This is a genomic window from Massilia sp. Bi118 (genome assembly GCF_918697865.1).
Classification (GTDB): domain Bacteria; phylum Pseudomonadota; class Gammaproteobacteria; order Burkholderiales; family Burkholderiaceae_D; genus Telluria.
Genome location: NZ_CAKKMV010000001.1, coordinates 123,137 through 147,401 on the forward strand (window position 1 = coordinate 123,137; position 24,265 = coordinate 147,401).

Here is a 24,265-nt window from a genome sequence, read left to right on the forward strand (position 1 = left end):
ATGGCGCGGTGAACCCAGCCATATCCAGGAAACTCGATAAGCAAGCCGAACTGCGCCAGTCGAAACGGCTGGCGCTGTCCTTCTTCGCCGGCGCGGCCCTGCTGTTCGTGGTTTCGCTTTTCCTGCCGCCGACCTGGTGGACCGGCCTGCTGAAGGCCTTCGCCGAGGCTGCGATGGTGGGCGCGCTGGCCGACTGGTTCGCGGTCGCCGCGCTGTTCCGGCGCATCCCGATTCCGGTCGTCTCGCGCCACACCGAGATCATCCCCGCCAACAAGCACCGCATCGCCGATAACCTGGCCGCCTTCGTGCACGAGAAATTCCTCGACACGGACTCCATCGTGCGCCTGATCCAGCGCCACGACCCGGCGCAAAAGGTGGCCGGCTGGCTCACGCAGCCCGAGAACACCCGGCAGCTGGGCCGCTACCTGGTCAAGACCGCCGGTTGGGCGCTCGACTTCATCGAAGACGCCGCCGTGCAGAACTTCGTGCGCCGCGCCGTGCACGGCATGATCCAGGGCATCGACCTGTCCAGGACCGCCGGCACCATCCTGGAAAGCGTGACGCGCGACGGCCGCCATCAGCAACTGCTCGACGAAGGCATCCATCAGCTGGCGAAGCTGCTGGACAACGAGGAAACCCAGGCCTTCATCGCCCAGGGCATCGTCGAATGGCTGCGCGAGGAATACGCCTTCATGGAGAAGATGCTGCCCTCGGAGCTCATCGGCCGCAAGGGCGCCGACCTGACCGTCAAGCTGGCCGCCGGCATCCTCAAGCGCGTCAGCGAAGACCCGCAACATCCGCTGCGCCAGCGCTTCGACGCTTCTACCTTCGACTTCATCGCGCGCCTGCAGCTTGACCCGGCCTTTCTGGAAAAGGGCGAGGACATCAAGCGCTACCTGATCGGCGACGCGACCCTGAACGGCTACCTCGGCTCGCTGTGGAACGATTTGAAAGGCTGGATCAAGGCCGATCTCGACAAGGAGGACTCGACCCTGCGCCGGCGCCTGGAAGCGACAGGCGCCTGGGTCGGGCGCATGCTGGCCGAGGATCCCGCTTTGCGCGCCTCGCTCAACGAGAACCTGGAACTGGCGGCGCGCGGCGCGGCGCCCGAGTTCGCGGGCTTCCTGACCAGCCACATCGCCGACACCGTCAAGAACTGGGACAGCCGCGAGATGTCGGAGCAGATCGAACTGAATATCGGCAAAGACCTGCAGTACATCCGGATCAACGGCACCGTGGTTGGCGGCTTGATCGGCGTGGTCTTGTACTGCCTGTCCACGCTGCCTTTCCTTTAATCGGTATCGTTGTCGCCGCGACCCGTATTCGGCTGGATCAGAGCCTGGGGCGGGTGTAAGATGAGCTACAGGAGGATGTCATGACACACGCATCGCATGCCTTGCTGGCCGGGGCGCCCGAAACGGCGCTCATGCCCGGGCGCGACCTGTTCGAGGTCGCCCGCTACCTGATTCCGATGGAAGCCAGCCTGGTGCAAGGCTGCCTGGTGGCGTCCGGCATCCCGGCGGTGCTGGCCGACGCCCACCTGATGCAGACCGACCTGCTGCTGGCGCCGGCCCTCGGCGGCGTGCGCATACTGGTGCCCGAAGCGCATCTGGTCCAGGCCCAGGCCGTGCTGGAGGCCTTCCAGCGCGGCGAATTCGCCCTGAGCGAAGACGCCGACGTCGGCGAGGCCTAAGGATTCAGCTCGACAGCTTCTGCATCTCGCGATACAGGTCGGCCTTGCCCTCGAAGCCGATGCCCGGCAGGTCCGGCATCGTCACATAGCCGTTCTCCACCTTCACGCCATCCGGGAAGCCACCGAAAGGCTGGAACAGGTCCGGATAGGACTCGTTGCCGCCCAGGCCCAGGCCAGCCGCGATGTTCAACGACATCTGGTGGCCGCCATGCGGAATGCAGCGGCTGCGCGACCAGCCGTGCTGGTGCAGCATGTCCAGCGTGCGCAGGTACTCGACCAGGCCGTACGACAGCGCGCAGTCGAATTGCAGCCAGTCGCGGTCCGGGCGCATGCCGCCGTAGCGGATCAGGTTGCGCGCATCCTGCATCGAGAACAGGTTCTCGCCGGTCGCCATCGGCTTGTCGTAGTAATTGCGCAGGGTGGCCTGCAGCTCGAAGTCGAGCGGGTCGCCGGCTTCTTCGTACCAGAACAGATCGTACTGCGACAGCGCCTTGGCATACCGGATCGCGGTATCGAGATCGAAGCGGCCGTTGGCGTCCACCGCCAGCTTCTGGCCATCCTGCAGCACCGACAGGATGGAGTCGATGCGGCGCAGGTCCTCGTCCAGCGAGGCGCCGCCGATCTTCTTCTTGACGACCGTGTAGCCGCGGTCGATGTAGCTGCGCATCTCGTCCTTCAGCTTTTCATGGTCCTGGCCCGGGTGATAGTAGCCGCCGGCCGCGTACACGAAGACCTTGCGGTCGGCCTTAGCGTTGCCGTAACGGTCGGCCAGCAGCTGGAACAGCGGCTTGCCCTCGATCTTGGCGACCGCATCCCACACCGCCATGTCGATGGTGCCGATCGCCACCGAGCGCTCGCCGTGGCCGCCCGGCTTCTCGTTGGTGAACATCGCATCCCAGATGCGGTGTGGATCGAGGTTGTCGCCCTTGTCGTTGACCAGGGTGCTTGGTTCGGCTTCCAGGATGCGCGGGATGAAGCGCTCGCGCATCAGCTTGCCCTGGCCGTAGCGGCCATTCGAATTGAAGCCATAGCCGACCACCGGCTTGCCGTCGCGGATCACGTCCGTGATCACGGCCACGAGGCTCAGCGTCATCTTGCTGAAGTCGATATAGGCGTTGCGGATGGAAGAGCTGATGGGGAGGGTCTGTTCGCGGATCTCGACGATTCTCATGATGGCTTGCCTGTGTGGTTCTCTGGAGCCGTCAGCTTAGTTCGTGCCGGGCCGTCTATAATTTTCCGGCATCGAATTGATTATTAACCTGAGGTGAATAGCGGATGAGGCCCGACCATACGGCAGACATGGAATTCTTCGTGCTGGTGGCCCGCCACGGCAGCCTGGCCGCGGCCGCCCGCGCCCTCGACCTGACGCCGCCGGCGGCCACCAAGCGCCTGGCCCAGCTGGAAGCGCGATTGGGCGTGCGCCTGGTGAACCGCACCACGCGCCGCATCAGCCTGACCAGCGAAGGCGAGACCTACCTGCTGCATGCGACGCGCATCCTGGCGTCGATCCGGGAGATGGAAGACGCGGTCGCCGGCGGGCGCTCAGCTTTGAAGGGGTTCCTGCGCGTGAACGCTACGCTGGGTTTCGGCCGCACCACGATCGCGCCCATCGTCTCCGCGTTCGCGCAGCGCTATCCGCAGGTCGAGGTGCAGATGGAGGTGACGGACCGTCCGGTCGACCTGGTCGATGGCGGCTACGACCTGGCGATCCGCTTCGGCGCGCTGCCGGACAAGCGCCTGAATGCGCGCCGCGTGATGAGCAACCGGCGCTTCCTGTGTGCGTCGCCCTTGTATCTGCAGCGGCATGGTCTGCCTTCTTCGCTAGCCGAGTTGGCCAAGCATCGCTGCATCGTGCATCGCCAGAACGACGAGGCGCATGGCGTGTGGCGCTTCTATTCAGGCGAAGGAGAGGAGCACAGCGAGACGGTGAAGGTGCACGGTGCGCTGTCGAGCAATGACGGCGACATCGTGCTGGGCTGGGCGCTCGATGGGCACGGCATCCTGGTGCGCTCGGAGTGGGACCTGGCGCGTTATGTGGAGAGCGGGCGGCTGCAGATCGTGCTGCCGCAGTACCGGCTGCCGTCGGCGGATTTGTTTGTGTATTACCTGAACCGGCGGAATCAGGCGGCGCGGGCGCGGGCGTTTATCGATTTTCTGGCCGAGCATTTCAGCCAGCCTTCTTAGCTCTCCATCGAGATTTCAGCGACCTTGCCTTTACCGTCGAAGCGCACGCTGATTACGTAGTCGGTGACCTTGCCCGGCAGGGTGAAATCGAAGTGTTCCAGCTCGTCGTCTTCGCCCCAGTGCTCGCGCAGTTCGAGGATGTCGAGCACGGCGCCTGGATCGGGGCGGGTGGTCTCCATCTGCTCCTGCCAGTAGACGGGCGGGAGTTCTTCGAGGTGGAAGGCGACGAACATGGCGGCGCCGGAGTCCTCGTCTTCCATGTTGAAACCATTCTTGATGGCCTGGCGCGCGGCGGCTTCGCGGCGGGCCAGTTCGGCGGCTTGGTCGGTCATCTAAGTGCTCTCTCAGGCGGTCTGGTGATAGGGCCGCGCGTGCGCTTCATCCGAGGTTTTTAGCAGGCGCGGCCAGAATTTCGCCATTGTATCGGGCAGCGGCATGAAGCGATAGGCGACTGCCGCCGCGCCGAATTCCGCTTCGAGCGCGGCCCATTCGACGGGCGGCAGGGCGAGGAAAACGAGGTCGCTGGAGTGGTAGGAGTCGATGCAGAAGCGGATTTCGGTGATGTCTTTCACGAGGCGATTCAGGGTGACCACGACGACCAGTTCGTCGTCGCGGTCGTGCTTTACCGGGGCCTGGAGCTTGCTGCCGCCGTATTCGAGGAAGAAGTGTTCTTTCTTTCCTTCGACGGTGGCGTGCACGGTGCCGATGTCGTGTTTGCCGGCGAAGAGCTCGTTCCAGCGTTCGACGGCTTCGCCATCGCCGGTCCAGAGGAATTCGGTTTCGTGTTCGTCTTTTTGGATGTAGTGAGCCCAGGTGTCGTGGTGCTTGGGCAGGGCCAGCATGGCGCGGGCGGTGCGCCAGGAGGTGGAGCGGGTCGCCTTGTTAGACTGCCGGGGCCGGGGTGTGGCGATGGCTTGGTGCTTGAAGAAAAAGGCGCTGAGGATTAGGAAAAAGCGTCGTTTCATGGTTGTGTCTACCCGTGATCGCAAAGTCCGAAGCCCTCATTGTAGAGATAATTTCCATGTGGAAACTCACGAATAGTCACGCTTCCGCTGCAAATGCATTTTTGCAATTTTCTTGGCATACTGAACAGCGAGCCGGCATTTCGCCGTCGACATGGTTGCAGTAGAGGGTGGACGATTCGGGATTTTCGCCCCAATAACTGCAAGACAACGAAATACTAGGTATAGACAGCACAGTTCGAGACATGGAACCGGTAGAAGAGAAGATTGAAGCGATACAACATGTGTTAGCGAGCATATTTGCCGCCCAACGTACTCTCAAGGTGCTTGCGCCGGAGTTCAAGTGGGCTGGGTTAGGCAATCTTCTTGGTGACTTTGGCGAACTCGTAGCTATCCAAGCTTATAAATTGAAAAAGGCCTCCGCAGGCGCGAACGGATTTGACGCAGTCTGCGAGGACGGACGCAAAGTTCAGATTAAAACGAACTACGCAGCGAGTCAGGTCGGATTTCGGGGCAACGCCGACATCCTGTTGGTATTGAATGTGACGAACGATGGAAACTGGACCGAAATGTATTTCGGCCCGTTTGCTCCCGTGCTTGCAGCGTCTCGAAGGTCCGAGAGGGACAACAAGAACATGATCGCTATAACAAAACTGCAGGAACTGCAAAAGGTCCACGGGTTTAAGCTGCAGCCGAAATCTCTGCCGGAACTAGAGGTGACGCCGCTTCCGGTGTGATTCAGGGCGAAGTCTAAAACGAAAAGCCCGCACATTCGTTAAGAATTATGCGGGCTTTTCAAGCGTGCGAAAACGCATGTTGGTGGTGATAGGTGGACTTGAACCACCGACCCCAGCATTATGAGTGCTGTGCTCTAACCAACTGAGCTATATCACCGAAAACAGCTACTAAAACAAAATGGCTTAGCCAGTGAAAGCCAAGCCATCTCGCTTGAAATCTGGTGGTGATAGGTGGACTTGAACCACCGACCCCAGCATTATGAGTGCTGTGCTCTAACCAACTGAGCTATATCACCAAAGCGGAGGGCATTATGCCGTCCGCACACAAGACTGTCAAGGTTACGCGCTTCGAATGTGCTTGTCCAGCGCGCCAAGAAGCTGGTCCGTTGCATCCTTGGCCAGACAATCGACCACGATCCGCGCCGGCATCGAGCGCAGCCAGGTCAGCTGGCGCTTGGCCAGCTGGCGTGTGGCGACGGTGCCGTTTTCGCGCAGCTGCTCGCGGCCATACAGGCCGTCGAGGTATTCCCAGCTCTGGCGGTAGCCCACGCAGCGCATCGATGGCAAGCCCAGATGCAGATCCCCGCGTGCGCGCAGACGCGCCACTTCGGCCACGATGCCCTGGTCGTCGCGCTCGCCCAGCATCTGGTCGAAGCGCAGCGCGATGCGCTTGTGCAGGACCGCGCGATCCGAGGGCTCCAGTGCGAACGAGAGCAGCTCGAACGGGAGCTCGGTTTTTTCGCGCCGCGACAGCAGCTCGGACATCGGCTTGCCGCTCAATTCGATGATCTCGAGCGCGCGGTTGATGCGCTGGGCGTCGTTCGGCGCCAGCCGCTCCGCCGTCACCGGATCGAGTTCGCGCAGCTTGGCATGCATGCCCGGCCAGCCGATGCGCGCCGCCTCCTCGTCGATGCGTGCGCGCACTAGCGCGTCGGCGGTCGGCAGGTCGTCGAGGCCGTCGACGAGGCCTTTAAAGTACATCATCGTGCCGCCGACCAGCAGCGGCAGCTTGCCGCGCGCCTGGATCTCGGCCACCAGCCGGATCGCGTCTTCGCGGAACTGCATCACCGAATAGGATTCGATCGGGTCGATGATGTCGATGAGGTGGTGCGGCACGCTGGCCAGTTCTTCGGCCGTCGGCTTGGCGGTGCCGATGTCCATCTCGCGGTAGACCAGGGCCGAGTCGACCGAGATGATCTCGACCGGCATCTGCCTGGCGATGGCGAGTGCGGCGGCGGTCTTGCCGGACGCGGTCGGGCCCATGATGGCGACTGCCATCGATTTGTGATTCTGAGTCATAAATAAATGTGGCTTACTGCCCGCGCAGGAACAGCTTGTCCAATGCTGAGATCTCAAGCTGCACCCAGGTCGGACGGCCGTGGTTGCACTGGTCGGCGCGCTCGGTCGCTTCCATCTGGCGCAGCAGGGCGTTCATCTCCTGCACCGACAGGATGCGGTTGGCGCGGACCGCCGTGTGGCAGGCGAGGGTGCCGAGCAGCTCGTTGCGGCGCTCGATCAGCACGCGTGAGCCGCCGTATTCGCGAACGTCGCGCAGGACGTCGCGCGCCAGCGTCTGGGCGTCGGCGTTCTTCAGCAGGATGGGCACGGCGCGCACGGCCAGCGTGGTCGGCGAGACGGCGGCGATGTCGAAGCCCAGCGCTTTTAGCGTCTCCTGGTGTTCCTCGACGGTGCCGACCTCGATGGCGTCGGCGAAGAAGGTCACCGGGATCAGCATCTGCTGCACCTGCATCTGCTCGCCGCCGGCCTGGGCGTCGAGTGCGTTCTTCAGCTGCTCGTAGAGGATGCGCTCGTGGGCCGCGTGCATGTCGACCAGCACCAGGCCCTTGCGGTTCTGCGCGAGGATGTAGATGCCGTGCAGCTGGGCGAGGGCGAAGCCGAGCGGGAAGTCGTCGTCGTGTGCCGGCTGCGTTGTCGGTAAGGGGATCTCGAAGCCGGACGATGCAGGCTTGGCCGGCGCCGCATCGGCATCCTTGAGGCCCGTGAACAGCGCGCCATAGCTCTCGGTGCGCTGGGCGACGCCACCGGAGCCGCCGCTGGACGGCGCATCCCAGCGGCTGCCGGCCGGGAAGGGCGAGGGCGAATAGGTCGAGGACAGTTGCGAGCCGAACGAGGTCTGCTCGTGCGGACGGCGCCAGGCCGGGCTTGCGCCGCCGCCGCCGGAATCGCGCCCGAAGCCGCCGCCCCAGGACGCGCCGGACGAGGGCGTGATCTCGGCCGCGCTGACCGGCGCCGGCGCATTGCCGTGCGAGGTGGCAGAGGTCTGGGCCAGCGCGCGCTGCACCGCGTGGAACACGAACTGGTGGACGGCGCGGCTGTCGCGGAAGCGCACTTCGATCTTCGAGGGGTGCACGTTGACGTCGACCATGGCCGGGTCGAGTTCGAGCGCTAGCACGTAGGACGGGAAGCGGTCGCCGTGCAGCACGTCCTCGTAGGCGGCCTTGACGGCGTGGACCAGCAGCTTGTCGCGCACGAAACGGCCGTTCACGTAGAAGAACTGGCCGTCGGCGCGCGCCTTGGAGGCGGTCGGCAGGCCGACATAGCCTTGCAGGCGTAGCGGGCCGGCGCTTTCATCGAGCTGCAGCCGTGCTTCGGCGAAGTCGTTGCCGAGGATCTGGGCGCTGCGCTTGGCCGCTTCGCTGACGTTCCAGTGGTCGATGGTGCGGCCGTTGTGGGTCAGGCTGAACGAGACGTCCGGACGCGCCAGCGCGATGCGGCGCACGACTTCGGCGCAGTGGCCATATTCGGTCTGCTCCGACTTCAGGAACTTGCGGCGCGCCGGCGTGTTGAAGTACAGGTCCTGCACGTCGATCGTGGTGCCGAAGGCGCCCGACGAAGGCGAGACCGTGCCCTGGTGCGAGCCGACGATCTCCCAGGCGTGGGCCGCATCGGCGGTACGCGAAGTGATGCTCACGGCGGCGACCGATGCGATCGAGGCCAGCGCTTCGCCGCGGAAGCCGAGCGTGTTGACGTTTTCGAGGTCGGTCAGCGAGGCGATCTTCGAGGTCGCGTGGCGGGCCAGCGCGAGCGGCAGCTCTTCCGGCGGAATGCCCTTGCCGTTGTCGGTGATGGCGATGCGCTTCACGCCGCCTTCCTCGAGACGGATCGTGACCTGGGTGGCGCCGGCGTCGAGCGCGTTTTCCAGCAATTCCTTGACCACGGCCGAAGGCCGCTCGACGACTTCGCCGGCGGCGATCTGCGAGATGAGCTGGTCGGGGAGCTGCTGGATGGGGCGGTGGGTGGGGGCCGGGGCGTTCATGCACAAATTATAGCTCGGCGCCCCGGTGGCAAAGCAGGGCTGTCCGATTTTTCGATAATTCGGGGTCAGAGCACATTTTGTCGATAAATCGGGGTCAGAGCACATTTTCAGGCAAGCCGAATTCGTGCTTCAGACGCAATCCGGTCCTTGTGCCCCAGAGGAGAATGCGCTGGAAGAGTGCTTCAGGAACCTTGTTCGAAAAAGTGTTCTGACCCCGAATTTGTTGAGAAAAGTGCTCTGACCCCGAATTATTTTTGTTCGCGGACGGGTATCTGTGCGTTGCAGAGGTCCAGGTAGTTGGGCGAGACCTTGTTCCAGGGGCCGCCGCGGTTGCGCTGGGCGTCCAGGACTGCCTGGTAGGTGGCGCTTTCGGTGCGCATGACTTCCAGGTGGGCGCGCTCGGCTTCGGGGACATCGGCTGCGACCTTCACCGCCATGATCGGCACCTGCAGCTCCGGTTTGTCGTAGAAGCCCATCGGGGCGGGGCCGCGCGGCAGGGTCGAGAGCAGGGGCATGCCGGCGACGACGCGGCCGACCACGGTGATGTTGCGGTCCAGCTGGCGCGGGGCCTGGCCGGTGACGACGTAGAGGCTGGTGCCGCCGCCGCTGTCCGACTCGTTGCCGCGGGCCACGCCGACCATGCCGTAGCAGTGCGTCAGCCAGGTCTGGCCGGCTTTCGGGTCGCGTCCGACCGGGAAGCCGTTCGAGTGGCCGATCTGCGGCGCGAAGCCGTCGGCGTCGCGCATGCGCGTGAATTGCTTGTCATTCGACAGGGGCACGGTGAACTCGGCGGGCAGGGTCTTCTGCGCGTCCTTCACCTTGCGCACCTTGTCGTCGTCCTCGTGCGGGTCGCCCCACTGGACCACGAAATTGTCCTGCGAGCGGATGATCGCCAGGCCGTCGTAGTAGTGCTCGCGCGCCAGGGCCTTGATGTTTTTGGCGTGGTTGGGCGCAAACGCAGGCGCCAGTTCGATGACCACCCGGCCACTCGGCAGCTCCAGGTACAGGGTGTTCTCGGGATCCAGCGGGCGCCAGTCGCCCGGCTTCGAGCCTTTCAGCACATCGCCGACGCTGGGTCTGGGCGCCAGCTCTTTCTCAGTCTTTTTCTCCGCTGCACCAGCATGAGAAGCCAGCAGGGCGGCGATGCCCAGGGTGAGGGCGATACGAACTTTCGGGTAGGGCATCTATGTCTCCTTGTCATTATTGTGCGAGGGATTGTAATCCGGAACGTGCAAATTCTCCCGATGAAGTTGACGATCCCGCCATTTTCTGGATGCGGTCTGATGGTATGATTCGGCGCTACCATTTAGGATGATTATGGATCTGATGCAACTCTTCGACATGCTCCTGCATGTCGATAAAGCCCTGGGCACCCTGCTGGCCCAGTACGGTGTGTACGTCTATGCGGTCCTGTTCGCGATCGTGTTCTGCGAGACCGGTCTCGTGGTGCTGTTCTTCTTCCCCGGCGACACCCTGCTGTTCATTGCCGGCGCCTTCTGCGCCACCGGCGAGATGAGTTATCCGCTGCTGATGCTGCTGCTGATTATTGCGGCCGTCACCGGCAATACGCTGAACTATTACATCGGCGGGGCCATCGGCCACCGCGTCTTCACCCACGATTACCGCTGGCTGAACAAGGATGCACTGCAGCGCACCCACGACTTCTTCGAAAAACATGGTGGCAAGACCATCATCCTGGCGCGCTTCGTGCCGGTGGTGCGCACCTTCGCGCCTTTCGTGGCCGGCGTGTCGGACATGACGCATACCCGTTTCCAGATGTTTAACATTACCGGCGCCGTGCTGTGGGTGGCTGGTCTGGTGACTGCTGGTTACTTCTTCGGCAACATTCCGGTTGTGCGCGACCACCTGACCGCGATCGTGCTGGTCGGTGTCGGCGCGGCCGTGGTGCCGCTGGCGCTGGGCGGTCTCTACAAGTTCGGCCGCCGCATGATGAGTCGCTAAAACACCTGCTCCGCATCATCTGCAAAACGCGCCGCATCGCCGGCGCGTTTTGCGTTTACGGCAAGCCTGGGCGAAGTTGCCGCGCGGACTCAAGTTTACTGGCGTTTGCGCCGATAAAGCAGGGGACAGCAACACTACTGGAATCCCATGCGTAACCTGATCGCCCTGATCGCTTGCAGCTGCGTCGTCCTGAGCGCAAGCGCGAACGATCCTGCCCCCGCCGCGGCAGCCAAACTCGCGGCCTCCGTGTCGAAGCCGGCGTCGGCCTCGATGCCGACCAAGGAACAGATGGCCAGGGACGCGGCCAAGGAGCCCGTGCCGGGCAAGAAAGAGACCGCTGCGCCTTCCCACCAGGAAGCGCCCGCCAGGAAAGCCGCGCCGGTCGACGACGACAAGGAGCAGGAAGCCGAAGTCGCCCTCTCGGCCAAGATCGCCGAGCGCCTCGCCGAGCTGCGCGAACGCCAGCAGGCGCGCGCCACTGCGGCCGCGCGCGCGAAGAAGGCCGCGGATGCCAGGCGCCGCGAAGAAGAGAAGGCTGCGGCGGCCGCCGCGATCCTGGCCGCCGCGCCCAAGCACGGCACCGTCTGGTCCTATGAGGGCGAGCTCGGCCCGGCCAACTGGTCGAAGATCAATGTCGACTGGGCCAAGTGCGGCACCGGCAACCGCCAGTCGCCAATCGACCTGCGCGACGGCATCAAGGTCAATCTCGAGCAGATCGGCTTCGACTACCACCCGTCCTCGTTCAACGAGATCAACAATGGCCACACCATCCAGGTGACGGTCGGCGGCGGCAATTTCATCACGGTCGGCAACCAGACCTATGAACTGCAGCAGTTCCACTTCCACCGCCCGTCGGAAGAGCGCATCAACGGCAAGGGCACCGAGATGGTCATGCATCTGGTGCACAAGAGCTACGACGGCAAGATCGCGATCGTCGCCGTGCTGCTCGAGCGCGGCCAGCCGCACAGCCTGATGCAGACCGTCTGGGACAATCTGCCGCTGGAGAAGAACGAGGTGGTGTCGCCTTCCATCGTGATCAATCCGATGGATGCGCTGCCCGAGAAGCGCGAGTACTTCACTTACATGGGTTCGATGACGGAGCCGCCGTGCACCGAAGGCGTGCTGTGGCTGGTGTTCAAGCAGCCGCGCCAGGCGTCGCCGGCGCAGATGGCGCTGTTTTCGAGGTTGTATCCCTTGAATGCAAGGCCGGTGCAGTCGACGGCTGGGCGGATGGTTAAAGAATCGAACTGACCCGTCATTCCCGCGAAGGCGGGAATCCATGCTGAGCGTCCGAAGTTAAAGCCGCGAATCTTCCGGCTCAGCATGGATCCCCGTTTTCACGGGGATGACGTTCTGGGTTTCAGGCCAACGCCGGACTAATTTGGTACTCGCCCCGCCAAACCCCACCCGGCGCCAAGGTCAGCGGCCCCAGCAGCGCCGGCTCGATACAAACGAAGTTCCGGTACTCCTCATCTTCCATATCCGCCAGCGCCGCGGCGTCGGCCGCGCCGGGATTCCACACCACCGCATCCGTAAAGCCGCTCTGCCGCAGCAGCAGCTCGTCGGCGCCATTGTCGAAGCGAATGGGGCCGGCGATATCCGTGAACACCTGGTCCAGCTTGTCGGTCACGGCCAGGGTCTCGGCCTGCACGCCCTCGATGCGCACGGCTTCGACGTCGTCGACCAGGTGATAGGTGTGCAGCGCGGCGGCGAAGGGGAAGGGGTGGGTGCCGGTGTTGCGCACTTCGAGCGTCATGGCCAGGGAGGCAGCATGCACGCTGACGCGCAGCGCCAGTTCGAAGGGATAGGCCCAGGCACTCGATGCCTGCGGCGACAAATCGGCCTGGTTCAGGCCCAGCACGGCGAAGGCGGCGCCGTCCTCTTCGCCGCTGTCGAGCACGCGCCAGGTGCTGGTGCGAGCGAAGCCGTGGCGCATGCCTTCGCCGCGTTCGGCAAATTGCGGGAAGATCACCGGCACGCCGCCGCGGATGGCGCGCCTGCCGTCGAGCGCGGACAGGCGGCTCATGAACATGCGTTCCTGGGCCGGCGCCGCGGTGCCGGAAATGGGCTTCCACGACACCAGATGGGCGCCGTACAAGGTGATGGTCGCTTCGGCGCCGTCCGGCGCACGCAGCAGCAGAGCGGGCAATTGCCCGTATTCGATAGTGGATGCGCTCACGACTTATCCTCCTCTGACTCTGATTAAGACTACCTGGACCTCAAGCCGTTCGGCCTTTCGCCAGCGGCGGATTGTACGCGAAGTAGCGCTTGATGCCTTTCGTGATCGCGTCCGCCAGCTGGTTCTGGTAGGCGTCGTCCTTCAGTTTCGCTTCCTCTTCCGGGTTCGAGATGAAGGCCGTTTCGACCAGGATCGAGGGGATGTCCGGGGCCTTCAGCACCGCAAAGCCGGCCTGCTCGACCGCGCCCTTGTGCAGGCGGTTGATGCCGCCGATCTCGCTGAGCACGGCTTTGCCGAGCTTCATGCTGTCGTTGATCTGGGCGGTGGTCGACAGGTCGAACAGCACGCTGGCCAGCTGCTTGTCCTGGGTGCCGAGGTTTACGCCGCCGATCAGGTCGGCCTTGTTCTGGTCGTTCGCCAGCCAGCGCGCCGCGCTCGAGCTCGCGCCTTTTTCCGACAGCACGAACACCGAGGAGCCGCGCGCGGACGGCTGGATGAAGGCGTCCGCGTGGATCGAGACGAACAAATCGGCCTGCACCTTCCTCGCCTTTTCCACGCGCTGGCCGAGCGGCACGAAGAAATCGGCGTCGCGGGTCAGCATCACGCGCGTGTTCGGCAGCTCTTCCAGTTTGCCTTTCAGCCGTTTCGCGACCGCCAGCACGATGTCCTTCTCGTGCACGCCGGTCGCGCCGGTCGCGCCCGGGTCCTCGCCGCCATGGCCGGGGTCGAGGGCGATGGTGACCATGCGCGTGACCTTGCCGGCATTGCCGGCGGGCCTGGGCTGCGTGGGCGGCTGGGGCTGGGACTGCGGCGCGCTGGGCTGCGGCTGGGCCGGGGTGCTGCCGGCGCGCGCGGCGTCGGCTTCCAGCTTGGCGATCGCGTCCGGGCCGGCCTTGCCGATGGTGGCGTCGCCCGGCTGCGGCGCCGGGGTCGGCGTGGCGGCGGGGACGCCGCTGTCCGACCAGTTCTCTTTCGCGATCAGGGCCGCCAGCGGATCGACGGCACGCACCGGATACAGGTCGAAGATCAGACGGTGCTTGTAGCCGGCCACCGGGGCCAGGTTGAACACCTGCGGCTTGACCTCTTCCTTGAGGTCGAACACCAGGCGTACCACGTTCGGGCGGTTCTGCCCGACCCGCACCTGCTTGATGTAGGGATCGTTCGATTCGACTTTGGCGACCAGGCTTTTCAGGGTCTCGTTCAGCGCCAGGCCGTCGATGTCGACCACCAGGCGCGGCGGATCGGCCACCATGAAGTGGGTGGCTTTCAGGTCGCCGTCGTTTTCCAGGGTGACGCGGGTGTACTCGTCGGCCGGCCACACGCGCACCGCCATGATCTGCGCGGCAAGCGCGGACGATGGGGCCAGCGCGGCGCCGAGGACGGACAGCAGCAGCGTGCCGCCGGCTTTCAGGACCGTGCGACGCTGGGGGGAACCGGGAATCAGGGAGTCGGGGGGAAGTGCAGGCGTTCGAGGCATAGCAGGCCCAAGTCGGACAACGCCTGCAATTCTACAGCACGGCCGTGACCGCTGACGGTAAGCAATACCTGGACGTCGGGCGGCGGCAACACCGGCTCGCCCTTTTCCGGCCATTCGACGATGCAGATGTTCCTGCCGTCGAAGTCTTCGCGAAAGCCCGCGTCGAGGAATTCCTCTGGGCTGGACATGCGGTAGAGGTCGTAGTGGATCAGGTTGACGCTTTGTCCATCCAGGTTGATGCGGTAGGGCTCGGACAGCGTGTAGGTCGGGCTTTTCACCGCGCCTTTATGGCCGGCCGCGTGCAGCAGGGCGCGGGTCAGGGCCGTCTTGCCGGCGCCGAGGTCGCCGTGCAGGTAGATCACGAGGCCGGGCACGACGGCGCGCGCGAGGGCGGCGCCCAGGGCCTGGGTTGCGGATTCGTCCTCGAGGTAAGCGTTCAGTTGTTGCATAGGTGCTGCGGGATTTAAAATGGATGGATGTTTGCCGATCTTCACGAACTCGCGCGCGCCATCAAGGCATGGGGTGCGGAACTGGGCTTTGCCGAGGTCCGCATTGCGGACGTCGACCTCTCGCGCCACGAAGCCGGCCTGCAGGCCTGGCTGGACGCCGGCCATCACGGCGAGATGGATTATATGGCAAGCCACGGCATGAAGCGCGCCCGGCCGGCGGAGCTGGTGCCGGGCACGGTGCGCGCGATCGTGGCGCGCATGGATTACCTGCCGATGGACCTTGACGCCGACTGGCGTGTGAAGGAACGCCTGCGCCAGCAGGATCCGGCCGCCGCCGTGGTCTCGGTGTATGCGCGTGGACGCGATTATCACAAGGTGCTGCGCAACCGGCTGCAGGCCCTGGCCGAAAAGGTCAGGGCGGCCGGGCACGAGCTGGGCTTTCGCGTGTTCACGGATTCGGCGCCGGTCATGGAACTGCCGCTGGCCGAAAAATCGGGACTCGGCTGGCGCGGCAAGCACACCCTGCTCTTGTCGCGGGAGGCCGGCTCCACCTTCTTCATCGGCGAAATCCTGGTCGACCTGCCGCTGCCTGTCGACGAGCCCACCGGCGCCCACTGCGGCCAGTGCGAAGCCTGCATCACGGCCTGCCCGACGAATGCGATCCTGGGCCCGGGCCGGCTGGACGCGCGGCGCTGCATCTCCTACCTGACGATCGAGCTGAAAGGCAGCATCCCGGAAGACCTCCGGCCCCTGATCGGCAACCGCATCTACGGCTGCGACGACTGCCAGCTGGTCTGCCCGTGGAACAAGTTTGCGCAGCGCGCCGTGCTGCCGGATTTCGACGCGCGCCACGGCCTGGGCGAGGCCAGCCTGGTGGAACTGTTCGGGTGGGAAGAGGAGGAATTCAACCGCCGCATGGAGGGGAGCCCGATCCGCCGCATCGGCCATGAGCGCTGGCTGCGCAACCTGGCGGTGGGCATGGGGAACGCTGCCGATACTGTCCCGGGCGATCCGCAGATGGTGGCGGCGCTGCAGGCCCGGCGCGAACATCCGTCGGCGCTGGTGCGCGAGCATGTAGCCTGGGCTTTACAACGCCACGGCGCCTGAATCAGCTCAGACTTCGATGCGCCTCATGCGCAAAGCCGACCAGTCGCCGTCGATCGAAATCATGGCCACGCCTGTGATACCGTTTTCCTTCGCAAACGCGTTGATTGAGTCGCGATTGATATCAGTGGCCTTGGACGCCGTCTGTTTCAGATAGCACACCCAGATCGAGCCCTTGTCGCCCAGGCGTTCCTTGGCGGTGGGGAAGAATTGTTCGAGTTCCTTGCGGTTCATCGCGAACAGCAGCACCACGTCCACCTTGTCCTGCTCGTTCTTGATCAGCTCGGGCGGCATCTGCGACACCATGCCAGGATGGACGTTCCCGTTCAGGATCAGCATCGATTTCGCGTTCCTCAGGAACATCTTGTCTGCAATTGTCTTTTCGCTCATCTGATTTCCTTCAGAAATGTTCTGCATGGTCAGTTCGACCATGGTGTGTTCAGATGATTTTACAAGCGAACTGCAGAAAAGCCGGGCACGGAACCAGCCGTGCGCGAGGCTACTTGAGCAGGCCCGCCAGCTCGACCGCCGTCTTGACCTGCATCTTGTCGAAGATGTGGGCGCGGTGCACTTCGACCGTGCGCATGCTGATGCCCAGCTTGTCGGCCACGACCTTGTTCATGTTCCCGGCCAGGATCAGATCGAGCACCTCGCGTTCGCGCGCCGACAGTGTGGCCAGGCGTTCGTGCACCGCGCTGGAGGCGGCGGCCTGGCGCGATTTGGCGAGCGCTTCCTCGACGCGGTCCATCAGCTGGTTGTCGTTGAAGGGCTTTTCGAAGAAGTCGAAGGCGCCGCGCTTGAGCGAGTCGACCGCCATCGGCACCTCGCCGTGGCCGGTCAGGAAGATCACCGGCAGGCGCGCCAGCAGGCCGCGCGCCACCAGCTGGTCGAACACGGCGATGCCGTTCATGCCGGGCATGCGCACATCCAGCAATACGCATTCACCTGACTGCGCGCCGCCCGCATCGCGCTGGCTGCCCAGGGCATCGAGGAAGGCCTGGCCGCCGGCGTAACCGCGCGCGGCGAGTCCGCGCGACTGGGCCAGCCATTCGAGGGCATCGCGGATCACGTCTTCGTCGTCGACGATATGCAGCATTGGAGGTCTCCTGTATCAGCTCGCTATTTTATCTTGTGCCTGCTGCAGCGTGAACGTGAACACCGTGCCGCCGCCCGGATTGTCGGCGTGGGTCAGGGTCCCGCCGTGGAATTCGATGGCCGTGCGGCAGATCGACAGGCCCATGCCCATGCCCTCGGCCTTGGTCGAGAAGAAGGGCGAGAACAGGCGCTCCGCCACTTCCGGCGGGATGCCGTGGCCATTGTCGATGACCGACACCGAGACCTGTCCCAGTTCTACGTCGTGCGCGGCTTCGATGCGCAGCACGCGGCGTTCGGGGTCGATCGCCTGCATCGCCTCGATCGCATTGCGGGTCAGGTTCAGCAGCACCTGTTCGAGCAGCACACGGTCGGCCTCTACCTGCGGCAGGCCCGGCGCCACGTTAACTTGCAGCGTGACGTAGCTCTGGCGCGCCTGCAGGTCGACCAGGGAGCGGATGCCCTCGATCACCTGCGGCACCATCACCGTCTCGCGGCGCGGCTCGCGCTTCTTCACGAATTCGTGCACGCTGCGGATGATCTGGCCGGCGCGCCGCGCCTGCGTATTCGCCTGCTCCAGCGCGCGTTTCAGCATGCCCGCGCCGTCGCCCGCACCACTGCCCGCCCCGTCGCGTTCGAGCACGTTCAATGCGCCGGCGGTGTAGCTGGAAATCGCCGCCAGCGGCTGGTTCAGTTCGTGCGCCAGCATCGACGAGATCTCGCCCATGGTGGCCAGGCGCGCGCTGGTCTCCAGCTTTTCCTGCTGCTGCCTGGCCAGCTCCTCGGCGCGCTTGCGGTCGGTGATGTCGAGGATGGAGCTCATCCAGCCGGTGTGGCGGCCATTGCTGTCGACCAGCCTGGCCTCGAACACCAGCACCGGCACGCGCGTGCCGTCGGGGCGCTGGAACACGGTCTCGAACTGCTGCACCGGCTGGCCTTCGAGCACCTTGCGGAAGCGGTATTCGTAGTCGGCCATCGCCTCCGGCGCCCAGTAGGGCATGGGCGGTTTCATCCCGATCAGCTCGGCCGCCGGGTGGCCGACGATGCGGCAGAAGGCCGGGTTGACGTAGGTGACGCGGCCTTCGAGGTCGCGCGCGCGCAGGCCGGTCAGCAGCGAGTTTTCCATCGCGGTGCGGAAGGCCATTTGCTGGCGCAGCGCGTTCTCGGCGGCGATGGTGCGCGCGATGTGGCGCCACAGCGCGGCCAGCGAGATGACGAGGCCCAGCGCCAGCACGATCACCGAGCCGACCAGCAAATTCGGCAGCAGCTTGGGCGCGCCCTTCACGCTGTCGGTGGCCAGCGCGATCTGGGCGCCGGGCAGGTCGAGCGCACGCTTGTGGGTGTAGACGCCGTGTCCGGGGCCGCCGGCGGCGCGGCGCGCTACCACGCGGTCGTCGCGGTCGAGCAGGGACAGCGCGTTGTCCTGGGCGAACCACCAGGGCACGTTCTCGTCCAGCAGGGTTTGCAGGTTGTAGGTGGCGAGCAGGCTGCCGGCATATTGGCCGTGGCGGTAGAGCGGCAAGTGGTAGTCGACCAGGCCGCCGCTCGCGTGGCCGGCGCCGTAGGCATCGCTGTAGCGGCCGTTGCGCGAGCTGCGCGCCATGGTCTGGGCATCGCGCGAGGACTGGGTCAGGCCGCTTTCCGGCAGCTCGCTGCCGCGCAGGGCCAGCGCTTTGCCGTCGGCGTCCAGCCAGGCGATGCGGCGCAGTTCGTGACCATTCTTGAACATCTGCGCCAGGCGCGCCTGCAGCGCGTTCGGTGCGGGCGGGGCGTCGGCGGACAGGTCCGCGCCCAGGGTCGCCAGCGCTTCCTCGCTGCGCGCCAGTTCGAAGCGCAGGGTCTGCTCGACCCAGAGGGTGTCCGCGATCAGCTGTTCCTGGCGCTCGTTGGCCTCCATCTGGCGCGCCTGCCAGGGCAGCCACAGCAGGACGAGCAGGAACAGCAGCACCAGCAGCACCGGCACCAGCCAGCGCCAGGGACCGTCCGGAACGGGGCGTGGAATCGAGAATGGGTTTTTCATGGTGCCATAACGTGATACTTTTACTGCTGAGCCGCCTATTGTGGTTTTCCACAATAGCCCCCGACAGGAAAGCTCAGCAGACTCGTGATAAATACAAAAACTATACTTATTTTTATAACAAAGGAGACGAAATGAAGATCAAATCCGTGGTCGCAGCACTTGCCCTGTTCGCCGGCGCCAGCTTTGCCCTGGACGTCTTCGCCCAGGCGCCCATCGTCATCAAGTTCAGCCACGTGGTGGCGACCGACACGCCGAAGGGCCGCGCCGCCGAGCGCTTCAAGGACCTGGCCGAGAAGATGACCAAGGGCCGCGTCAAGGTCGAAGTCTACCCGAACAGCCAGCTGTACAAGGACAAGGAAGAACTCGAAGCCCTGCAGCTGGGCGCCGTGCAGATGCTGGCGCCTTCGCTGGCCAAGTTCGGCCCGCTGGGCGTGAAGGAATTCGAAGCCTTCGACCTGCCCTACATCTTCCCGACCAAGGCCGCGCTGTACGCCGTGACCGAAGGCCCGATCGGCAAGAGCCTGATGCAGAAGCTGGAGCCGAAGGGCATCACCGGCCTGGCCTACTGGGACAACGGTTTCAAGGTCATGTCGGCCAACAAGCCGCTGCACATGCCGGCCGATTTCCGCGGCCTGAAGATGCGTATCCAGAGCTCGAAGGTGCTGGACGCGCAAATGCGCGCGCTGGGCGCCAACCCGCAGGCGCTGGCCTTCTCGGAAGTCTACCAGGCGCTGCAGACCGGCGTGGTGGACGGCACCGAGAACCCGCCGTCGAACATGTACACCCAGAAGATGCATGAGGTGCAGAAGCACGTGACCGTGTCGAACCACGGCTACCTGGGCTATGCGGTCATCGTCAACAAGAAGTTCTGGGACGGCCTGCCGGCCGACGTCCGCGGCCAGCTGCAGCAGGCCATGCTGGACGCCACCAAGTACGAAAAGGCGATCGCCCAGCAGGACAACGACATGGCCCTGGAAGCCATCCGCAAGGCCGGCAAGACCACCATCTACAACCTGAACCCGCAGGAACAGGCGGCATGGCGCAAGGCCCTGCTGCCGGTGCAGAAGCAGATGGAGAGCCGGGTCGGCGCTGATTTGATCAAGTCGATCAACAAGGCGACTGCGTCCGTTCAGTAAGACGCGGCCTCTCTCGTAACCGTTAGCTTGTAACCGTCGTCCCCGCGAAGGCGGGGACCCAAGTTTGCCGGCGTTTCGTCAGCTCATGCAAACTTGGGTTCCCGCCTGCGCGGGAACGACGTCTCGCGCCCAGACCATGAAAATCCTCGACCGCCTGGAAGAGTGGATCATCGCCAGCCTGATGGCCGGCGCCACCTTCATCATCTTCATCGCGGTGCTGCACCGCTACCTGTCCGGCCTGCCCCTGGGGGCGCTGCAGGATTGGCTCATTTCCCTGAATACCAGCTGGGCCCAGGAGCTCAGCACCATCATGTTCGTGTGGATGGCCAAGTTCGGCGCCGCCTACGGCGTGCGCACCGGCATCCACGTCGGCGTCGACGTGCTGATCAACCGCCTGTCCGAGCGCTGGCGCAACAAGATGGTCGTGACGGCCCTGCTGGCCGGCGCGCTGTTCACCGGCATCATCGGCACCCTCGGCGCCAGCTTCGTGTGGCGCATGGCCGGCACCGAGCAGACCTCGCCCGACATGGAGCTGCCGATGTGGATCGTCTACCTGGCGCTGCCGCTGGGCTCCTGGCTGATGTGCTTCCGCTTCCTGCAGGTGACCTGGCACTTCGTGCGCACCGGCGAGCTGCCGAAGCATGACCACGCCTACGTCGAAGGCCTGGAAGACGAAATCAACGAAGCAAGGAAAGCCCCATGAACGCCGCCATCATTTTCGTCCTGCTGATCCTGCTGATGCTGACCGGGATGCCGGTCTCGATCGCGCTCGGCCTCACGGTGCTGACCTTCCTGTTCACCATGACGCACGTGCCGATCGAATCGGTGGCGATGAAGCTCTTCACCGGCATCGACAACTTCGAGATCATGGCCATCCCGCTATTCATCCTGGCGGGTAACTTCCTCACCCATGGCGGGGTCGCGCGGCGCATGATCAACTTCGCCACCTCGATGGTCGGCCATTTCCATGGCGGCCTGGCGCTGGCCGGCGTGTTCGCCTGCGCGCTGTTCGCCGCGGTGTCGGGCTCGAGCCCGGCGACGGTGGTGGCGATCGGTTCCATCATCCTGCCGGCCATGGTCAAGCAGGGCTACCCGAAGCGCTTCGGCGCCGGCGTGATCACGACCTCGGGCGCGCTCGGCATCCTGATCCCGCCCTCGATCGTGATGGTGATGTACTCGGTCACCACCAACACCTCGGTCGGCCAGCTGTTCATGGCCGGCGTGGTGCCCGGCCTGCTGCTGGCCTTCCTGCTGGGCCTGACCACCTGGACCATTGCACGCAAGCGCGACTATCCGCGCATGCCGCGCGCCACCTGGGGCGAGCGCTGGACCGCCTTCCGCCGCAGCGCCTGGGGCCTGTTCCTGATCGTGATCGTCATGGGCGGCATCTACTCCGGCGTGTTCACGCCGACCGAAGCGGCCGGCATCGCGGCGGTGTACGCCTTCGTGATCGCGGTGTGGGTGTACAAGGACCTGAAGCTGGTCCAGGTCGGCAAGGTGCTGCTGGATTCGGCGGCGATGTCGGCGATGCTCCTGTATATCATCACCAACGCCGTGCTGTTCTCCTTCCTGATGACCAGCGAGAACGTGCCGCAGGCGATGGCCAGCTGGCTCACCGGCCAGGGCCTGGGCCCGATCGGCTTCCTGATCGTCGTGAACCTGCTGCTGCTCATCGCCGGCAACGTGATGGAGCCCTCGTCCATCGTGCTGATCATGGCGCCGATCCTGTTCCCGGTCGCGGTCCAGCTGGGCATCGACCCGGTCCACTTCGGCATCATCATCGTGGTCAACATGGAGGTCGGCATGTGCCATCCGCCGGTGGGCCTGAACCTGTATGTGGCGTCCGGCATCACCAAGATGGGGATCTCCGAACTGACGGTGGCGGTGATGCCCTGGCTGCTGACGATGATCGGCTTCCTGCTGCTGATCACCTATGTGCCGGCGATTTCCTTATGGCTGCCGAGGCTGGTATATAGCTGACATATATTTCGTGAATGTATATAAAAAACTACGCTTTTCTTATACGAATGCGTTATGATGGCGCAGCTTTGGCACCACAGTGGTGCGTTAAAGAAGCCCGGATACGAATTTGGGGAGAAGCACCAAAAAAGCGGTAATCCAGAACGGACTACCGGAGAAACGATGAGGAGACGCACGTTTTATAGATGCCGCCGGCACTGACCGCGTGGCCGCAAACGTGACCCACACTGAAAGCGCACCTCACGAGGGTGCGTTTTTTTTTGCTACACTGCGTCGATGAATACACAACAGGGCAGCGAGCTTTTCAGCGCCATCGTCGCGGCGCCGTTCGGGGCAATGGGCATCCGCACGCAAGACAAACAAGTCCGCGAGCTGGTCTACCTGCCGTCGCATTACGAAGAAAAAGCGCCGCAGGACGCCGCCGCCGAGCAGGCCGCGCAGCAGGTCCTGCGCTATTTCGCCGACGCCGATTTCCGTTTCGATTTGCCGCTGGTGGATGCCGGCAGCGAATTCCAGCGCCGCGTCTGGGATGCCATCTGCGCGATCCCGCGCGGCAGCGTGCGTACTTACGGCCAGGTGGCCAAGCTGCTCGACTCGCATCCGCGCGCGGTGGGCCAGGCTTGCGGCGCCAACTGGTTCCCCCTGGTGATTCCCTGCCACCGCGTGACGGCAAGCGGCGGCCTGGGCGGCTTTGCCAGCAGCGACGACGAACACGGCTTCACGCTCACGGTCAAGCGCTGGCTGTTGCGCCACGAAGGCGCACTTCCCATCGACGTCCCATGGCAGCAGCAGTCAATCTTTCCCTGATCGACGGCTTCTGCGACGCCCTCTGGCTCGAGCACGGGCTGGCGAAGAACTCGCTCGACGCCTACCGCCGCGACCTGCGCCTGTTCGCCGGCTGGCTGGAGAAAAAGCGGCCGGACTGCGCCAGCCTGCATGCGGTGCAGCCGCAGGATGTGTCCGCTTACTTTGCCGAGCGCCACGAGGACACCAAGCCCAGCTCGGCCAACCGGCGCCTGTCGGTGCTGAAGCGCTTCTACCAGATGGCGCTGCGCGAACGCCGCATCGACCATGACCCCTGCCTGAACATGGCCTCGGCCAGGCAGCCGACCCGCTTCGTCCATACGCTGAGCGAAGCCCAGGTCGAAGCCCTTCTGGGCGCGCCGGACGTCTCGACCCCGCTGGGCCTGCGCGAGCGCACCATGCTGGAGCTGATGTATGCGAGCGGCCTGCGAGTGTCGGAACTGGTGACTTTGAAAGTGGTCGAGCTGAGCCTGAACGACGGCATCCTGCGCATCACGGGCAAGGGCAGCAAGACCCGCCTGGTGCCCTTCGGCGAGCAGGCACGGCATTGGCTGGAGCGCTACATGAAGGAGGCGCGCGGCCAGATCTTGAACGGCCAGGTCGACGATGCGCTGTTCGTGACCGGCCGTGGCGGACCGATGACGCGCCAGATGTTCTGGATCGTGATCAAGAAGCATGCGGCGCGGGCAGGCATCACGGCGCCGCTGTCGCCGCACACGCTGCGCCACGCCTTCGCCACCCACCTGCTGAACCACGGCGCCGACCTGCGCGTGGTGCAACTGCTCCTGGGGCATTCCGACATTTCGACGACGCAGATCTACACCCATGTGGCGCGCGAGCGTTTGAAGCACCTGCACGCCCAGCACCACCCGCGTGGTTAATTCTCAAGACCTGGCGGGTCTGGTGAGTCATAATGATCTAGTAGCACTCTTCCCACACGCACGAGGACACCATGGCCAAGACGAATTTCCAGTACGAAAAACGGCAACGTGAGTTGGAGAAAAAGAAGAAGGCGGAGGAAAAGGCCAAGCGCAAGCTGGAGGCCAAGCAGCACAAGGGGGAGGAGGGGGATGCTTCTCCTGAGGAGGATGCGGCGGAAGTCGAGCCGGAGCGGGATTCGGCTTAGTTGGCCTTGAAGCCGTCGTCCCCGCGAAGGCGGGGACCCAAGTTCGGCGCGTTGCCACGAAGGTCAACTTGGGTCCCCGCCTG

Annotated in this window: 25 protein-coding genes and 2 tRNA genes; 13 read left to right on the top strand and 14 right to left on the bottom strand. The window is 64.4% G+C overall.

Annotated features, from left to right (window positions below; translation table 11 throughout):
- Positions 1–8 precede the first annotated feature (8 nt).
- Together LQV39_RS00570 and LQV39_RS00575 are read left to right on the top strand one after the other, a co-directional pair.
- The gene (locus tag LQV39_RS00570) at positions 9–1,295 is read left to right on the top strand and encodes a DUF445 domain-containing protein (protein ID WP_230019685.1); all 1,287 of its coding nucleotides are present in this window, start codon (positions 9–11) and stop codon (positions 1,293–1,295) included.
- Between the two features lie 80 nt (positions 1,296–1,375).
- The gene (locus LQV39_RS00575; protein ID WP_230019686.1) at positions 1,376–1,693 is read left to right on the top strand and encodes a putative signal transducing protein; all 318 of its coding nucleotides are present in this window, start codon (positions 1,376–1,378) and stop codon (positions 1,691–1,693) included.
- A 4-nt stretch (positions 1,694–1,697) separates the two neighbouring features.
- On the opposite strand, the gene LQV39_RS00580 is transcribed toward LQV39_RS00575, so the two are convergent.
- The gene (locus tag LQV39_RS00580; protein ID WP_230019687.1) at positions 1,698–2,864 is read right to left on the bottom strand and encodes a mandelate racemase/muconate lactonizing enzyme family protein; all 1,167 of its coding nucleotides are present in this window, start codon (positions 2,862–2,864) and stop codon (positions 1,698–1,700) included.
- Between the two features lie 104 nt (positions 2,865–2,968).
- Between LQV39_RS00580 and LQV39_RS00585 the strand changes: the two genes are divergently transcribed.
- On the top strand, positions 2,969–3,877 hold the full coding sequence (locus tag LQV39_RS00585) for a LysR substrate-binding domain-containing protein (RefSeq protein WP_230019688.1): 909 nt from the start codon (positions 2,969–2,971) through the stop codon (positions 3,875–3,877).
- Here LQV39_RS00585 and LQV39_RS00590 read toward each other — a convergent pair.
- A complete protein-coding gene (locus LQV39_RS00590) occupies positions 3,874–4,209 on the bottom strand; it encodes a DUF2004 domain-containing protein (RefSeq protein WP_230019689.1) in 336 nt (111 codons plus the stop codon). The two genes, LQV39_RS00585 and LQV39_RS00590, sit on opposite strands and share 4 nt — an antisense overlap.
- A 12-nt stretch (positions 4,210–4,221) precedes the next feature.
- Positions 4,222–4,842, bottom strand: a complete 621-nt coding sequence (locus LQV39_RS00595) for a hypothetical protein (protein ID WP_230019690.1) — start codon at positions 4,840–4,842, stop codon at positions 4,222–4,224.
- Positions 4,843–5,084: 242 nt separating this feature from the next.
- On the opposite strand from LQV39_RS00595, the gene LQV39_RS00600 reads away from it, so the two are divergent.
- Positions 5,085–5,576, top strand: coding sequence for a hypothetical protein (locus tag LQV39_RS00600; protein ID WP_230019691.1), 492 nt, complete (start codon positions 5,085–5,087; stop codon positions 5,574–5,576).
- A gap of 80 nt (positions 5,577–5,656) precedes the next feature.
- Here LQV39_RS00600 and LQV39_RS00605 read toward each other — a convergent pair.
- From LQV39_RS00605 to LQV39_RS00625, 5 genes are all read right to left on the bottom strand, one after another.
- Positions 5,657–5,733 (bottom strand) — tRNA-Met (locus LQV39_RS00605).
- Between the two features lie 62 nt (positions 5,734–5,795).
- Positions 5,796–5,872: transfer RNA gene (locus LQV39_RS00610), tRNA-Met, on the bottom strand.
- 43 nt (positions 5,873–5,915) lie between these two features.
- Positions 5,916–6,854: a tRNA (adenosine(37)-N6)-dimethylallyltransferase MiaA gene (gene miaA / locus LQV39_RS00615; protein WP_230019692.1), complete on the bottom strand. Its 939-nt coding sequence runs from the start codon at positions 6,852–6,854 to the stop codon at positions 5,916–5,918.
- Between the two features lie 34 nt (positions 6,855–6,888).
- Entirely contained in the window at positions 6,889–8,853 is a 1,965-nt protein-coding gene (gene mutL / locus LQV39_RS00620; protein WP_230019693.1) for a DNA mismatch repair endonuclease MutL, read from the bottom strand.
- A 248-nt stretch (positions 8,854–9,101) separates the two neighbouring features.
- On the bottom strand, positions 9,102–10,037 hold the full coding sequence (locus tag LQV39_RS00625; RefSeq protein WP_230019694.1) for a peptidylprolyl isomerase: 936 nt from the start codon (positions 10,035–10,037) through the stop codon (positions 9,102–9,104).
- A gap of 133 nt (positions 10,038–10,170) precedes the next feature.
- Between LQV39_RS00625 and LQV39_RS00630 the strand changes: the two genes are divergently transcribed.
- A complete protein-coding gene (locus LQV39_RS00630) occupies positions 10,171–10,815 on the top strand; it encodes a VTT domain-containing protein (RefSeq protein ID WP_230019695.1) in 645 nt (214 codons plus the stop codon).
- Between the two features lie 147 nt (positions 10,816–10,962).
- Positions 10,963–12,066 carry a carbonic anhydrase gene (locus LQV39_RS00635; RefSeq protein WP_230019696.1) on the top strand — a complete coding sequence of 368 codons (1,104 nt, stop codon included), beginning with the start codon at positions 10,963–10,965 and terminating at the stop codon, positions 12,064–12,066.
- A gap of 109 nt (positions 12,067–12,175) precedes the next feature.
- Here LQV39_RS00635 and LQV39_RS00640 read toward each other — a convergent pair whose 3' ends face one another.
- The 3 genes from LQV39_RS00640 to tsaE are packed head-to-tail and all read right to left on the bottom strand — an operon-like array spanning position 12,176 to position 14,920.
- Positions 12,176–12,994: a D-hexose-6-phosphate mutarotase gene (locus LQV39_RS00640; protein ID WP_230019697.1), complete on the bottom strand. Its 819-nt coding sequence runs from the start codon at positions 12,992–12,994 to the stop codon at positions 12,176–12,178.
- A 40-nt stretch (positions 12,995–13,034) separates the two neighbouring features.
- On the bottom strand, positions 13,035–14,471 hold the full coding sequence (locus LQV39_RS00645; RefSeq protein WP_230019698.1) for an N-acetylmuramoyl-L-alanine amidase: 1,437 nt from the start codon (positions 14,469–14,471) through the stop codon (positions 13,035–13,037).
- Complete coding sequence (gene tsaE / locus LQV39_RS00650; protein WP_230019699.1) at positions 14,435–14,920, bottom strand: tRNA (adenosine(37)-N6)-threonylcarbamoyltransferase complex ATPase subunit type 1 TsaE; 486 nt, start codon at positions 14,918–14,920, stop codon at positions 14,435–14,437. Before tsaE ends, LQV39_RS00645 begins: the two co-directional genes overlap by 37 nt.
- Before the next feature lie 27 nt (positions 14,921–14,947).
- On the opposite strand from tsaE, the gene queG reads away from it, so the two are divergent.
- Positions 14,948–16,027 carry a tRNA epoxyqueuosine(34) reductase QueG gene (queG, locus tag LQV39_RS00655; RefSeq protein ID WP_230019700.1) on the top strand — a complete coding sequence of 360 codons (1,080 nt, stop codon included), beginning with the start codon at positions 14,948–14,950 and terminating at the stop codon, positions 16,025–16,027.
- A gap of 6 nt (positions 16,028–16,033) precedes the next feature.
- On the opposite strand, the gene LQV39_RS00660 is transcribed toward queG, so the two are convergent.
- The 3 genes from LQV39_RS00660 to LQV39_RS00670 all read right to left on the bottom strand — a co-directional run bounded on the left by LQV39_RS00660 (position 16,034) and on the right by LQV39_RS00670 (position 19,136).
- On the bottom strand, positions 16,034–16,456 hold the full coding sequence (locus tag LQV39_RS00660; protein ID WP_230019701.1) for a DUF3052 family protein: 423 nt from the start codon (positions 16,454–16,456) through the stop codon (positions 16,034–16,036).
- A 67-nt stretch (positions 16,457–16,523) separates the two neighbouring features.
- Complete coding sequence (locus LQV39_RS00665) at positions 16,524–17,120, bottom strand: response regulator transcription factor (protein ID WP_230019702.1); 597 nt, start codon at positions 17,118–17,120, stop codon at positions 16,524–16,526.
- A 15-nt stretch (positions 17,121–17,135) separates the two neighbouring features.
- Positions 17,136–19,136, bottom strand: a complete 2,001-nt coding sequence (locus tag LQV39_RS00670) for a nitrogen regulation protein NR(II) (protein ID WP_230019703.1) — start codon at positions 19,134–19,136, stop codon at positions 17,136–17,138.
- 131 nt (positions 19,137–19,267) lie between these two features.
- On the opposite strand from LQV39_RS00670, the gene LQV39_RS00675 reads away from it, so the two are divergent.
- The 6 genes from LQV39_RS00675 to LQV39_RS00700 all read left to right on the top strand — a co-directional run bounded on the left by LQV39_RS00675 (position 19,268) and on the right by LQV39_RS00700 (position 24,182).
- Positions 19,268–20,272, top strand: a complete 1,005-nt coding sequence (locus LQV39_RS00675; protein ID WP_230019704.1) for a TRAP transporter substrate-binding protein — start codon at positions 19,268–19,270, stop codon at positions 20,270–20,272.
- 136 nt (positions 20,273–20,408) lie between these two features.
- Positions 20,409–20,975 carry a TRAP transporter small permease gene (locus LQV39_RS00680; RefSeq protein WP_230019705.1) on the top strand — a complete coding sequence of 189 codons (567 nt, stop codon included), beginning with the start codon at positions 20,409–20,411 and terminating at the stop codon, positions 20,973–20,975.
- A complete protein-coding gene (locus LQV39_RS00685) occupies positions 20,972–22,252 on the top strand; it encodes a TRAP transporter large permease (protein ID WP_230019706.1) in 1,281 nt (426 codons plus the stop codon). Before LQV39_RS00680 ends, LQV39_RS00685 begins: the two co-directional genes overlap by 4 nt.
- A gap of 276 nt (positions 22,253–22,528) precedes the next feature.
- Positions 22,529–23,059 carry a methylated-DNA--[protein]-cysteine S-methyltransferase gene (locus LQV39_RS00690; RefSeq protein WP_230019707.1) on the top strand — a complete coding sequence of 177 codons (531 nt, stop codon included), beginning with the start codon at positions 22,529–22,531 and terminating at the stop codon, positions 23,057–23,059.
- Positions 23,032–23,937: a site-specific tyrosine recombinase XerD gene (gene xerD / locus LQV39_RS00695; RefSeq protein WP_230019708.1), complete on the top strand. Its 906-nt coding sequence runs from the start codon at positions 23,032–23,034 to the stop codon at positions 23,935–23,937. The genes LQV39_RS00690 and xerD overlap by 28 nt, the downstream gene beginning before the upstream one ends.
- Before the next feature lie 71 nt (positions 23,938–24,008).
- Complete coding sequence (locus LQV39_RS00700; RefSeq protein ID WP_230019709.1) at positions 24,009–24,182, top strand: hypothetical protein; 174 nt, start codon at positions 24,009–24,011, stop codon at positions 24,180–24,182.
- The last annotated feature ends 83 nt before the right edge of the window (positions 24,183–24,265 follow it).

Coding starts and splice junctions, on each gene's coding strand:
- LQV39_RS00575 (WP_230019686.1), top strand. CDS start 1,376: ATGACACACGCATCGCATGCCTTGCTGGCCGGGGCGCCCGAAACGGCG.
- LQV39_RS00645 (WP_230019698.1), bottom strand. CDS start 14,471: ATGCCTCGAACGCCTGCACTTCCCCCCGACTCCCTGATTCCCGGTTCC.
- LQV39_RS00690 (WP_230019707.1), top strand. CDS start 22,529: ATGAATACACAACAGGGCAGCGAGCTTTTCAGCGCCATCGTCGCGGCG.
- tsaE (WP_230019699.1), bottom strand. CDS start 14,920: ATGCAACAACTGAACGCTTACCTCGAGGACGAATCCGCAACCCAGGCC.
- queG (WP_230019700.1), top strand. CDS start 14,948: ATGTTTGCCGATCTTCACGAACTCGCGCGCGCCATCAAGGCATGGGGT.
- LQV39_RS00595 (WP_230019690.1), bottom strand. CDS start 4,842: ATGAAACGACGCTTTTTCCTAATCCTCAGCGCCTTTTTCTTCAAGCAC.
- LQV39_RS00625 (WP_230019694.1), bottom strand. CDS start 10,037: ATGCCCTACCCGAAAGTTCGTATCGCCCTCACCCTGGGCATCGCCGCC.
- LQV39_RS00580 (WP_230019687.1), bottom strand. CDS start 2,864: ATGAGAATCGTCGAGATCCGCGAACAGACCCTCCCCATCAGCTCTTCC.
- LQV39_RS00660 (WP_230019701.1), bottom strand. CDS start 16,456: ATGGTCGAACTGACCATGCAGAACATTTCTGAAGGAAATCAGATGAGC.
- xerD (WP_230019708.1), top strand. CDS start 23,032: ATGGCAGCAGCAGTCAATCTTTCCCTGATCGACGGCTTCTGCGACGCC.
- LQV39_RS00585 (WP_230019688.1), top strand. CDS start 2,969: ATGAGGCCCGACCATACGGCAGACATGGAATTCTTCGTGCTGGTGGCC.
- LQV39_RS00670 (WP_230019703.1), bottom strand. CDS start 19,136: ATGAAAAACCCATTCTCGATTCCACGCCCCGTTCCGGACGGTCCCTGG.
- LQV39_RS00700 (WP_230019709.1), top strand. CDS start 24,009: ATGGCCAAGACGAATTTCCAGTACGAAAAACGGCAACGTGAGTTGGAG.
- LQV39_RS00590 (WP_230019689.1), bottom strand. CDS start 4,209: ATGACCGACCAAGCCGCCGAACTGGCCCGCCGCGAAGCCGCCGCGCGC.
- LQV39_RS00680 (WP_230019705.1), top strand. CDS start 20,409: ATGAAAATCCTCGACCGCCTGGAAGAGTGGATCATCGCCAGCCTGATG.
- mutL (WP_230019693.1), bottom strand. CDS start 8,853: ATGAACGCCCCGGCCCCCACCCACCGCCCCATCCAGCAGCTCCCCGAC.
- miaA (WP_230019692.1), bottom strand. CDS start 6,854: ATGGCAGTCGCCATCATGGGCCCGACCGCGTCCGGCAAGACCGCCGCC.
- LQV39_RS00665 (WP_230019702.1), bottom strand. CDS start 17,120: ATGCTGCATATCGTCGACGACGAAGACGTGATCCGCGATGCCCTCGAA.
- LQV39_RS00685 (WP_230019706.1), top strand. CDS start 20,972: ATGAACGCCGCCATCATTTTCGTCCTGCTGATCCTGCTGATGCTGACC.
- LQV39_RS00630 (WP_230019695.1), top strand. CDS start 10,171: ATGGATCTGATGCAACTCTTCGACATGCTCCTGCATGTCGATAAAGCC.
- LQV39_RS00600 (WP_230019691.1), top strand. CDS start 5,085: ATGGAACCGGTAGAAGAGAAGATTGAAGCGATACAACATGTGTTAGCG.
- LQV39_RS00635 (WP_230019696.1), top strand. CDS start 10,963: ATGCGTAACCTGATCGCCCTGATCGCTTGCAGCTGCGTCGTCCTGAGC.
- LQV39_RS00675 (WP_230019704.1), top strand. CDS start 19,268: ATGAAGATCAAATCCGTGGTCGCAGCACTTGCCCTGTTCGCCGGCGCC.